Raw genomic sequence first — 10,555 nt, forward strand, 5'->3', positions numbered from 1 at the left:
CCGTCTTCAACAGCTGACGACGTACGCGTAGTCGTCGGCGGGATGTCCATCAGGACAGCGCATCGCGCCACTTGTCCGCGACCGACCGCAGGTACGTGGGGTCGCTTTGCGACACCTTGGGGAAGCCGGCAAGCCTCTCGAAGGGGCGGCAGGCGTCGATGACGGCACGGCTGTTGTGGGGTGGCGCGCCCTCGGCCAGCATCGGGTCCAGCTTGCTGCCCCAGGTCCTGGCGATCACGTCGATGTCCTGGGCCGGGTCGGTCCTGGTGGACATCGCCCACACCACCTCGTCGAGGTTCGTGGGGTCGATGTCGTCGTCCACGACGACGACATAGCGGTTCATGTAGGCCGCCGCGGGACCGTGGGCCGTCAGGTGCGCGACCTGGCGGGCGTGCCCCGCGTACCGCTGCGCGAGGGAGACCACGACGAACAGCCTGCCGCCTCCCGCCTCGTGAGCCCAGGCCGCCTTGATCCCCTGGAGGCCGCTGCTCACCAGTTCGTCCTGGATCATGGCGGACTTCATCGCCGTGCGCATGTAGGAGTAGTCATGGGGAGGCTTTCCCGGCGGCGCACCCAGCTGGATGCAGTCGTCCCTGAAGTGCACGCGCGAGATCTCCAGCGCGGGCACCGGGCGGCGGCTCGCCGAGTAGTAGCCGGTCCACTCGCCGAACGGGCCCTCGTCACAGGCTAGTTCGGGACGCAGCCAGCCCTCGAGCGCGAACTCGCTGCCGGCCGGGATGGGGAGCCCGGTCGCCTGGCCGCGCAGCACCGGCACCCGTTCACCCACGATGGCCCCGGCGTATTCCAGCTCCGAGATGCCGGCCGGCACCTCGGTGCCGCCGGTGACCAGCAGCACCGGATCGTGGCCGAAGGACACCGTGACCGGTGCTCTGCCCTCGCGCTCGAACCAGCGCGCGATGTTCTGGGCGCCGTGCTTGCCGGGTACCGCGTTGATGGTGGCGGTGCGTCCGTCGTTTTGGACCTGCATCCGGTAGCAGCCGCCGTTGACGGCGCCGGACTCCGGATCGCTGGTGACCACGAAGCAGCCGGTGCCGATGAAGCGGCCACCGTCGAGCCCGTGCCAGCGCGGCACGGGAAAGGCGGTGAGATCGACGTCGGGCCCCTCCACGGTGTTCCGCAGCAGGGGTGCGTCCGCCACCTCCAGGACCGGGAAGTCCGCCGCCCGCGCCGCCCATTGCGAGGGCTTGCCGCGCAGCGCGGCGACCAGGGCCTCGTCGTCCAGCTCGTCGCCCAGTCGCAGGGTGTGGCCCAGCCGCCGGGCCGAGCCGGTGCTGCCGGTCAGCACCCGCATCCCTCTGGGATAGCCGGCGATCTCGTCGAACAGCAGCGCCTTGGGGCGGGGCCTGCGGTAGCTCAGCTCGGCGATGGCGCCCAGCTCCAGGTCCCAGTGGGCGCCGGCGACATGGCCGAGCTCGCCCAGCTCGGCCACCCGGTCGATCCAGGTCCGCAGGCTCAGCAGCGGTTCGGCCTCGACTCCTCGGTCGGTCATGCGGGAGCGCCCCCTTCCAGGGTGGTCCGCAGGTGGTCGGTCGCCAGCCGCCAGGAGCGCGGGTCGTCGAGCACGCTGAGATGCCGCGCGCCCTCCAGGACGCGCAGCCGCGATCCGGCGATGCCGGCGTGCAGTTCGGCGGCCATCTCCGGCGGGGTGGCGTAGTCCTCCGATCCCACGAGCACGGCGGTCGGCGCCGTGATGGCGGGCAGCAGTTCCCGCGCGTCCAGCGCGCCGAGCGCCCGGCACGCCGCGGCGTGTGCCTCGGAGCCGGTCCGCAGGAAGAGGTCGGCGACCCGCCGCACGGTCTCGGGCTCCCGTTCCACCGTGGCCGGCGAGAACCAGCGGTCCACCTGGAACGGGATCTGGTCGGCGCGCGCCGACCCGGTGGCCCTGCTCGCCCGCGCCTCCCACTCCGCGAGCCGGTTGTCGCCGTAGCAGGCGGTGGTGTCGATGAGGACCTGCGAGGCGATCAGGTGCGGGTGGCCGCCTGCCAGCACCACGGCCGTACTGCCGCCCATGGAGAGCCCGACCAGGCCCACCCGGTCAAGGCCCAGGGCGTCGAGGACCGCGACGGCGTCGGCGGCCATGTCCTGGACCGTGAACGGCCGCCCGTCCCAGGGCGTTTCGCCGTGTCCCGGAGCGTCGATGGCGACGAAGCGGAGGCCGGGCGTGGCCTCCAGCAGAGGCCGCCACACCTCGGCGCTGAGCGCGAGCGGGTGCAGCAGGACGACCGGCGGTCCCGCGCCGTGGTCGAGCACGCCGATGTCGCCGCGGGCGGTGGAGACGATCATCGCGCCGCCCGCTTCCGCGCGGCGGCGAGCACCGCGCGGCGGATCTCCGCGTAGGTGCCGCAGCGGCAGATGTTGCCTTCGAGATGGTTCACGACGTCCTCCTCCTTCGGTGCCGGGTTCTCCGCCAGCAGTTCGTGCGCCATCATCACGAAGCCGGGGATGCAGTAGCCGCACTGCATCGCGCCGCACTCGACGAACGACGCGACCACCTCGTCGTCGCGCGGCAGGCCCGCCGCGGTCGTGATCCGGGCGCCGTCGTACCGTTCGGCGAGCGTCAGGCAGCTGCTGACGCTCATGCCGTCCACCAGCACGGTGCACGCGCCGCACGCGCCGACGCCGCACCCCTCGCGGACGCCGGTGGTCCCGGTCTGGTCCCGCAACACGTCCAGCAGCATCGTGGAGTCGGTGACCTCGGCGACATAGGGGTTTCCGTCGACCACCAGGCTGATCCGGCTCACTGGCTCTCCTCGCTCCGGTCCGCCGCGGCGGCACGCTCCGCGGTCTGCTTCTCGTCTAGGGCGTTGAGCACCCGCTCCGGGGTGAGCGGCAGCTCGGTGACGCGGACGCCCACGGCGTCGCGCACGGCGTTGGCGATGGCCGGGGCCACGCCGAGGATGCCCGTCTCGCCGACGCCCTTGGCGCCGAACGGGCCGGTGCGGTGAGGGCTCTCGACGACGATCGGGGTGAGCCGGTCGGGCATGTCGCCGATGGTGGGCACCTGGTAGTCCAGCAGCGTCCCATTGATCAACTGCCCTTGGTCGATGACGAGTTCATCGAAGAGGGCATGGCCGATGCCCGTGATCGCCGCGCCGGCGAGCTGCTGTTCCACCAGGTGCGGGTTGATCGCCTTCCCGACATCGCCCGCCACCGCGAGGTGCTCCAGCCGGACCCGTCCCGTCCAGGTGTCGACGGCGGCCCGCACGGCGACCGCCCCGGCGAACCAGTGCTCGGTGGCCCTGGCCGACTGCCCGGTCGTCCTGTCGTAGGGAATCCAGTCGGTGGTGTAGTTCGACGCGCAGGTCAGGGTCGTGCCCCGGGCCCGGAAGTGCTGGAGGAAGATGTCCTGGATCGGCAGCGGCCGCAGCGGCCCGGTGTCGCCGTCGCCGCCGGCGACGGTCCGGACCACGCCCTCGGCGGTGAGCCGCAGTTCGCTCTCCGGCGCCCCCAACTGCTCGGCGGCCAGGCCGATGAGTCGCTCCCGCATCTGCTCGGCGACCAGCCGCACCGCGTTGCCGGTGTGGTAAGTCGAGCGGCTGCCCGCGGTGATGGTGTCGTAGGGCGTGACATCCGTGTCGGCGGGCACGACATGCACACGATGGCTGTCGATCCGCAGCACCTCGGCGACGATCTGGGCCATGATGGTGTCGCTGCCCTGCCCCATCTCCACGGTGCTGATCAGCAGGCTGGCCGACGCGTCCTGGTTGAGCTGGAGGACGGCGTTGGAGATGGTGGGCGTGAGCACGGCCTTCATCCCCACCGCGATGCCCTGCCCCCGGCGCCAGCGCCCCTCGCCCCGCTCCGGCGGCTCCGTCCAGCCCACCGCCTGCGCCACGGCGTCGAGGCAGCCGACGAAGTCCGCGCTGTGCATGGTGGTGCCCATCGCGGCGGTGTCCCCCTCCCGCAGCAGGTGACGCCTGCGGTAGGCGTAGGGGTCCTCGCCGACCTGGTGGGCCATCTCGTCGATCAGCCCCTCGTGCGACCAGGTCACCTGGGGCACTCCGAAGCCGCGGAAGGGGCCGGCCGACGGCTTGTTGCTGTAGACGCAGCGCGAGCGGATGGAGACATGCGGGATGCGGTAGGGCCCACTGGCCACCATGCCGGACTTGCCGGTGATGCGCGGGCCCACGTCGGCGTAGGCGCCGGTGTCGTAGAGGACGTCCGCCGTGGCGGCCAGCAGGTCGCCGTTGGCGTCGGCGTGCATCGCGCCGGTGACGCGCGCGCCGTGCCGCGTGGTGAGCAGGAACGCCTCCTCGCGGGTGGCCAGCACGCGGACCCGCCGGCGCAGCGTCCAGGCGATCGCGGCGGTCAGCGGCTCCAGCCGGTCGTACATCTTGCAGCCGAAGCTGCCGCCCAGCGGCCGGGTGCGCACATGGACGTCGCTGAGCGGCAGCCCCAGCATGTCGGCGATGGTCTGGCGGACGTAGGAGGGCGTCTGGGTGGTGGTCAGCATCTCCAGCCGGTCGCCCTCGACCCAGGCGATCGTGCAGGGCAGCTCCATCGGGACATGGTGGGTCGGCGGCGACCAGAAGCGCTCCCGCACGCTGCTGGCCGGCTCGACAGATCCGGCGTCCCCGCGGGTGAGGGTGAACTCGTAGTTGACGTTGGTCCCGCGCACGCCGCTCAGATGCCGGAGGTCGCCGAAGACGGCCGACGGCCGCAGCTCGTCGTGGACGAACGCGTCGCCCCGCAGGGCCGCGTCGAGGTCGTAGACCGGTTCGAGTTCCTCGTACTCCACGGAGACCGACTCGGTGGCGGCTCGCGCGGTGGCCAGGTCGGTGGCGATCACCGCCGCGATCGGCTCGCCGACGTACCGGACGCGGTCGTAGGCCATGGCCGGCTGATCCTGGAACGCCGGTCCGGTGAGCATCCGTTCGCCCAGCGCCGCGTAGAGGTCGGCGCCGGTGACGACGGCGTGCACGCCGTCGATGGCCAGGGCCTCGTCCACCTCGACGCTCCGGATGCGGGCGTGCGGACGCGTGCTTCGGTGCAGCGCGACATGCGCGGTCGAGCCGAGCGCCTCGTCTCCGACATGGGTCACCTCACCGCGGACGCGGCCGACCGCGTCGACCCGCGCGCGCCGGGAACCCACCGCCGACAGGCCGTCGTCGGCGGTCGGCCTCACGTCGCGGTCCTGTGAACCGCGCTGGTCAACCATGGGTGAACTCCTCGCAGACGCTTGAGACGGCCTCGCGGACCGCCACCAGTCCCAGCCGCCGTTTGTAGTCGCTCGAACCCCGGATGTCGGGGATCGGATCCATCAGGGGCTCGGCCGCCGCCACCGCCTCGGACACCGCGCGTTCCGCGGTCATCCCGCTGATGTCCAGCGCGAGGTACACCGGGACGGGGGCCAGCGCGCCCAGTCCCAGACGCAGCGTGCGCCGGCCATCGGCGACGGTGAGCAGCGCCGCCGTCGACGCGCTCGGCCAGTCGTTCTCGCCGAGGCTGCTCATCTTGACGAAGCGGCCCGCCGAGTGCGCGGGCTGGGCGGGCACGGTGAGCGCCGTGATCACCTCGTCGTGCTCCAGGGCGGTCTCCTGGAAACCGGTGAAGAAGTCGCGCACCGCGATGGTCCGCGCGCCCTGTGCCGAGCGGACCTCGACGGTCGCGTCGAGGACCATCAGCGCGGTGGGCGGGTCGAGACGGTAGTCGCCGTGCGCGACGTTGCCCCCGACCGTCGCGGTGTTCCGCACCCGCGGGTTGGCCACCTTGCCGTAGGTGCGTGAGGCCAGCGGCACCACCCGGCGGATCGCGGGGTCGGTCTCCATCCGCCGGACCGACACCATGGCCCCCACCCGCACGCCCTCGGGTGAGACCTCCAGGACGCGCAACTCCGGTATCCGGCCGGCGTCGATGAGGTCGTCGGTGAAGAGCACGCCCTGCTTGCGGAGGATCTCGATGGCGGTGCCGCCCCCGTACACCTGGGCGTCGTCGAGCTCCTCCAGCAGCATGCAGATCTCGTCGAGTGTCTCCGGGCGGTGCAGGATCGTCATCGGGAGCCCCGGTCGTCGCCGCGCCCCAGGAGGCGCTGCCACCAGCCGGACCGGGGCTTCGAGCCCCGCGGTCGGGAGCCCCGGTCGTCGCCGCGGCCCCGGAGGCGCCGCCACCAGCCGCGCCCGGGCTGACGGGTGGGCCGACCGGTTCGGCCGCCCGGGACGTGCGCGGCGCCGGTGGCGGCGGTGGTGGCGTGAGTGGTGCCGGCCGTGTCCGCCGTGGCGCCGTCGGCCGTGGCGCCGTCGGCCGTCACGGTGTCCGCGGCGACGACGTTGGCCATGGCCGCGTCCGCCGCGGTCGCCTCGGCCGTGACGGCGCCGGCCGCGATCGCCTCCGCGCCGCCGGGGGCACCGGCGGCATGGGACACGGCGTCCGCCGCGCACGCGGCGCCGAAGCGCTCCACGAACTGGCGCTCCATCTCGACGGAGCGGCGGCGGACGATGGCTTCGCCGAGTCTGCCGATCTTGCCCCACAGAGCCATCTCCATCTGGTACCCGACCAGGGAACCGGCCGGATCGGGTCGCACGCTGAGCCTGGCGTCGATCTTGATCGAGCTGCCGAGCTTGCGGTCCTCGCCCTGCAACAGCGCGTCGACCTGACGCGGGGTGTCGATCGAGACGATCCTCGCCGTGAAGCCGGCGTTGAAGCGGACGTGGGCGATCACGTTCTGCAACCGCCCGCGATAGGTCTCGTCGTTGACGCGCACCAGCTCCGTGCACCCCGGGATGCTGTCGCGCATCACGTCGGCGTCGAGGAAGAGCGTGAAGACCTGTTCGGGTTCTGCGGGGACGGTGAACTGTGAGGAGAGCTTCATTCGACGACCGCCATGAGAGACATCTAGACCTGTGGGCAGGACAATACCCAGGTATCGTCAGCTGGTGTCAACGTCTTGACCCGGCCTTCCGTGGGATCTAGCCTCCGCTGGACGAGACAGAATGTTCGTTATAGAGGTCATAGGCGGCGGTGCGGCCCATGGCGGCCGGCCCCAGGTCGGCTTGGCCCACATGTCCTTCGCCCTCGTGAACGAGGAGTTCACCATGTCAACCAGCCGACTCACCGCCGGTCTCGCTGTCTGCGCCCTGGCGGGTTCCCTTGTTGCCTGTGGGGCCGGAGAGAACAGTGGGGCCACCGCGGACGGCGACGGCATCACGCTGCGTATCGCGCACAACTCCAACGCCTCGAACCTGCCCGCCCGGATCGCGGACGAGCAGGGCTTCTTCCAAGAGGAGGGAATCGAGGTGGAGTTCACGATGGTGGAGAACATCTCCACGCTCCCGCCCGCCCTCGGCCGGTCCTTCGACATCGTGCAGACCGCGCCCACCAACATGATCGCCGCGAGCGATCAGGGCATCGGGATGGTGGCGGTCTCCGGCGCGACCGTGGACACCGCGGAGAACCCGACGGCCGCGATCATCTCCTCCGAGTCCTCCGGAATCACCTCCATCGAGGATCTGGAGGGCAGGACGCTCGGCGTGCTCAACGAGACCGGCACGCTGCACACCGCGGCCAAGTACTGGCTGGAGGAGGCCGGAGTCCCGCTGGACAGCGTGGAGATCGTCCAGGTGGACGGGCCCGCCATGGCCGACCAGCTGGCGGCGGGGCGCGTGGACGCCGTCGAGACCATCGCCCCGTTCCGCAGCACCGTCCTCGCCGGGGAGGGCACCGTGGATCTGGGCGACCCCTACCTCCAGATGGCACCCGAACTCGGCGCGATCCTCTGGGGCGCACAGCGGCAGTGGGCCGAGGAGAACCCGGAGGTGATCGCGGGCTTCCGCTCGGCGATCGAAGCGGCGATCGAGTTCATCGCGCAGGACGAGGAGACGGCGGAGGCCACCCTCCGGGACTACACCGGGCTCCCGGACGACATCATCGCCGCGACCGAACTTCCCGCGTTCACCTCCGAGTTGCGCCCGCAGGACCTGGAGGTCTGGCTCGAAGCCATGCGGGCGGTCGAGGACTTCGACGGCGATGTCGAGCTCGCCGACCTCATCCCGGCGGATGGCTGATCCGCATCCGGGCGCCACGGTGCCGAGGTGCCGAGTACATCCGCGAACTGCCGCCGCGAGAAGAGCAACCCCAATGAAGGAGTTGTCGACGATGCCCGTGGACGCTTACCAGAAAAGTACGTCCGTACACAGTTTCACCTGTGAAGACCTTGAGGTCACCCTGTTCGGGGCGGCCGGCGCCGCCATCATCCTCCAAGACATCAACCTGCACGTCGCCAAGGGGGAGTTCGTCTCCGTCCTGGGCCCCTCGGGCTCGGGCAAGACCACCTTGCTGCGGGTGCTCGGCGGACTCCAGGAGAAGTCGGGCGGCACCGTCCGCAGCGCCGGCGCACCGGTGGACGGCCCGCCGGCCGACGTGGTCACCGTCTTCCAGGACTACTCCCACTCGCTGCTTCCCTGGCGCTCGGTGCGGCGCAACGTCGCCCTGGGCATCGAGAGCAAGCTGTCCAAGCCGGAATGCGCGAAGCGGGTCGCCGACGCGCTGGCCATGGTCGGCCTGGAGGACAGCGCGGACGAGTACCCCTGGCGGCTCTCCGGCGGGATGCAGCAGCGCGTGCAGATCGCCAGGGCGCTGGCGATGCGCCCCTCGGTGCTGCTGATGGACGAGCCCTTCGGCGCGCTGGACGCCATGACCAAGGCGTCGCTCCAGGACCAGTTGCAGCGAGTCCAGGAACTGACCGGCACGACCGTGGTGTTCGTGACCCACGACGTCGAGGAGGCCGTCTACCTCAGCAACCGGGTGATCGTCCTTGAGGGGCGGCCGGCCGGCATCGGACTCGACCTGGCGATCGGACTGCCCAGCCCGCGCGACCAGATCACCACCAAGGAGTCCCCCGAGTACCTGGCGCTGCGGCACCGGGTCTACGAAGCGCTCGGCCATGGGGGGCGGCATGCGTGAACTGATCGGACAGCGGGTCAACCTGCTGGGCGCGGCGACCTTCGTCTGCGGCCTGCTGGCCTGGGAGGTGGCCATCCACATCGGCCTGCTGTCCTTCAGCTACCTGCCCCCGCCGACCGACATCGTCGACGGGCTCTCCGAGTTGGTGTCCACCGGGGAACTCCAGGAGAACCTGCGGCACACCCTCAGCGCATCGCTGTCCGGATGGCTGCTGGCAGCGCTCGCCGGGATCGCCATCGGCGCGCTGCTCGGCCTCTTCCGGCCGCTGTGGAGCTACTCCATGGCGAGCATCGAGACCCTGAGAGCGCTGCCCATCGTCGCCTTCGTGCCGATCGCCGTGCTGATCTTCGGCTTCACCAAGGAGATGGAGATCGTGGTCGCCTTCTACGCCGGGATCTGGCCGGTCCTGCTCAACACCTACGCGGGCATGCGCAGCCTCGACGCCCGGCTGAGCGAGGTGGGCCGGGTGTTGGGCCTCAGCCCGGCCGCCAGCTTCTGGAAGCTCCGGCTGCCGGCGGCGACCCCGTTCATCATGGTGGGGCTTCGGCTCGGGCTGGCGATCTCCCTGATCCTGACGCTGGTCGCCGAGATGGTGGGCAACCCGGCCGGGCTCGGCTTCGCGCTCATCCAGAAGGGTCAGTCGCTACAGCCCGAGCAGATGTTCGCCTACGTGGTGGTCATCGGGATCTCGGGCATCGTCCTCAACGCCGCCCTGATGGTCATCGCCCGAGGTCTTTTCCGCGGGCAGATGGCGGCGGCGGGTGATGCGGCATGAGCGCGATCGGCACTCCGGAGAAGGTGGGCGACGCCGCCACCGCGGCACCGAGGGCGCCGGGCCGCCGTCGGGGACCAAGCGCGGGACGCGCCGGCACCCCGGTCCGCGGGCTGCTCCCGCTGATCGTCGCACTGGGCCTGTGGCAACTGCTCGGAGACCCCGACTCCCCCTACTACCCGCCACCGGGCGAATGGTTCACCGCCATCCGTCCGCTGATGGAGGACGGCACGCTGCTCCCCGCGCTCGGCTGGTCGGCCCTCACCTTCTTCCTCGGGCTCACCATCGCGACCCTCCTCGGCGCGGGCCTCGGGCTGCTGGTGGGCGCGAGCCGCAGGACGGACCGTGCGCTCGGGCCGAGCCTGGAGTTCCTGCGCGTCCTGCCCGCCGCGTCCCTGGTGCCGGTGGCGGCCCTCATCCTCGGCTACACCATGGAGATGAAGCTCGTCATCGTGGTGCTGCCCGCCACCTGGCCCATCCTGCTGACCTGCCGCTCGGCGCGGCGCTCCATGAGTTCGGTGCTGCTCGACGTGCCACGCACCCTGGGCCTCTCCCGCAGGGAGCGCCTGACGAAGGTGGTGCTCCCCGCGATGACGCGGGCGGTGCTGCTCGGCGTCAGGGTCGCCGCGCCGCTGGCCCTCATCATCACCCTGCTGGTGGAGATCGTCACGCGCATCAACGGGCTGGGGGCCCTGCTGGGCGCGGCGCAGGCGAACTTCATGTCGGCTCAGGTGTACGGACTGCTGGTGATCGCCGGGGCCTTGGGTTACGCGGTGAACTGGCTGGTCACCCTGCTCGAGGACGCGGTCGCGGCACGGATGGGGACACCGACCGGATAACCCGCCCGCTCCGCCGCGGCAGGCC

10 protein-coding genes are annotated in these 10,555 nt (G+C 71.3%); 4 read left to right on the forward strand and 6 right to left on the reverse strand.

Annotated features, from left to right (window positions below; translation table 11 throughout):
• Nucleotides 1–49: 49 nt before the first annotated feature.
• Genes ADY01_RS10270 through ADY01_RS10295 form a run of 6 tightly spaced genes read right to left on the reverse strand, consistent with a single transcriptional unit; the run spans nucleotide 50 to nucleotide 6,829 of the window.
• On the reverse strand, nucleotides 50–1,510 hold the full coding sequence (locus ADY01_RS10270; RefSeq protein ID WP_049569425.1) for a UbiD family decarboxylase: 1,461 nt from the start codon (nucleotides 1,508–1,510) through the stop codon (nucleotides 50–52).
• On the reverse strand, nucleotides 1,507–2,304 hold the full coding sequence (locus tag ADY01_RS10275; RefSeq protein ID WP_049569428.1) for an alpha/beta fold hydrolase: 798 nt from the start codon (nucleotides 2,302–2,304) through the stop codon (nucleotides 1,507–1,509). The genes ADY01_RS10270 and ADY01_RS10275 overlap by 4 nt, the downstream gene beginning before the upstream one ends.
• Nucleotides 2,301–2,762, reverse strand: a complete 462-nt coding sequence (locus ADY01_RS10280; RefSeq protein WP_049569430.1) for a (2Fe-2S)-binding protein — start codon at nucleotides 2,760–2,762, stop codon at nucleotides 2,301–2,303. The genes ADY01_RS10275 and ADY01_RS10280 overlap by 4 nt, the downstream gene beginning before the upstream one ends.
• Nucleotides 2,759–5,179, reverse strand: coding sequence for a xanthine dehydrogenase family protein molybdopterin-binding subunit (locus ADY01_RS10285; protein ID WP_078900171.1), 2,421 nt, complete (start codon nucleotides 5,177–5,179; stop codon nucleotides 2,759–2,761). Before ADY01_RS10285 ends, ADY01_RS10280 begins: the two co-directional genes overlap by 4 nt.
• Nucleotides 5,172–6,014 (reverse strand): FAD binding domain-containing protein, encoded by an 843-nt coding sequence (locus ADY01_RS10290; protein ID WP_049569432.1) that lies wholly within the window; start codon nucleotides 6,012–6,014, stop codon nucleotides 5,172–5,174. The genes ADY01_RS10285 and ADY01_RS10290 overlap by 8 nt, the downstream gene beginning before the upstream one ends.
• A complete protein-coding gene (locus ADY01_RS10295; RefSeq protein ID WP_049569439.1) occupies nucleotides 6,011–6,829 on the reverse strand; it encodes a CoxG family protein in 819 nt (272 codons plus the stop codon). Before ADY01_RS10295 ends, ADY01_RS10290 begins: the two co-directional genes overlap by 4 nt.
• Before the next feature lie 223 nt (nucleotides 6,830–7,052).
• On the opposite strand from ADY01_RS10295, the gene ADY01_RS10300 reads away from it, so the two are divergent.
• From ADY01_RS10300 to ADY01_RS10315, 4 genes are all read left to right on the forward strand, one after another.
• Nucleotides 7,053–8,021, forward strand: coding sequence for an ABC transporter substrate-binding protein (locus tag ADY01_RS10300; protein WP_159001092.1), 969 nt, complete (start codon nucleotides 7,053–7,055; stop codon nucleotides 8,019–8,021).
• A gap of 91 nt (nucleotides 8,022–8,112) precedes the next feature.
• Nucleotides 8,113–8,919, forward strand: a complete 807-nt coding sequence (locus tag ADY01_RS10305) for an ABC transporter ATP-binding protein (protein WP_049569467.1) — start codon at nucleotides 8,113–8,115, stop codon at nucleotides 8,917–8,919.
• On the forward strand, nucleotides 8,912–9,694 hold the full coding sequence (locus ADY01_RS10310; RefSeq protein ID WP_159001094.1) for an ABC transporter permease: 783 nt from the start codon (nucleotides 8,912–8,914) through the stop codon (nucleotides 9,692–9,694). Before ADY01_RS10305 ends, ADY01_RS10310 begins: the two co-directional genes overlap by 8 nt.
• Nucleotides 9,691–10,530: an ABC transporter permease gene (locus tag ADY01_RS10315; protein ID WP_049569472.1), complete on the forward strand. Its 840-nt coding sequence runs from the start codon at nucleotides 9,691–9,693 to the stop codon at nucleotides 10,528–10,530. Before ADY01_RS10310 ends, ADY01_RS10315 begins: the two co-directional genes overlap by 4 nt.
• Nucleotides 10,531–10,555 lie beyond the last annotated feature (25 nt).

This window comes from Streptomyces sp. SBT349 (genome assembly GCF_001083795.1).
Taxonomy (GTDB): Bacteria; Actinomycetota; Actinomycetes; order Streptomycetales; family Streptomycetaceae; genus Streptomyces.

What these genes read in the sequence shown, in the direction of transcription:
- ADY01_RS10270 (WP_049569425.1), bottom strand. Translation starts at nt 1,510, where the DNA reads ATGACCGACCGAGGAGTCGAGGCCGAACCGCTGCTGAGCCTGCGGACC.
- ADY01_RS10275 (WP_049569428.1), bottom strand. Translation starts at nt 2,304, where the DNA reads ATGATCGTCTCCACCGCCCGCGGCGACATCGGCGTGCTCGACCACGGC.
- ADY01_RS10285 (WP_078900171.1), bottom strand. Translation starts at nt 5,179, where the DNA reads ATGGTTGACCAGCGCGGTTCACAGGACCGCGACGTGAGGCCGACCGCC.
- ADY01_RS10290 (WP_049569432.1), bottom strand. Translation starts at nt 6,014, where the DNA reads ATGACGATCCTGCACCGCCCGGAGACACTCGACGAGATCTGCATGCTG.
- ADY01_RS10295 (WP_049569439.1), bottom strand. Translation starts at nt 6,829, where the DNA reads ATGAAGCTCTCCTCACAGTTCACCGTCCCCGCAGAACCCGAACAGGTC.
- ADY01_RS10300 (WP_159001092.1), top strand. Translation starts at nt 7,053, where the DNA reads ATGTCAACCAGCCGACTCACCGCCGGTCTCGCTGTCTGCGCCCTGGCG.
- ADY01_RS10305 (WP_049569467.1), top strand. Translation starts at nt 8,113, where the DNA reads ATGCCCGTGGACGCTTACCAGAAAAGTACGTCCGTACACAGTTTCACC.
- ADY01_RS10310 (WP_159001094.1), top strand. Translation starts at nt 8,912, where the DNA reads ATGCGTGAACTGATCGGACAGCGGGTCAACCTGCTGGGCGCGGCGACC.
- ADY01_RS10315 (WP_049569472.1), top strand. Translation starts at nt 9,691, where the DNA reads ATGAGCGCGATCGGCACTCCGGAGAAGGTGGGCGACGCCGCCACCGCG.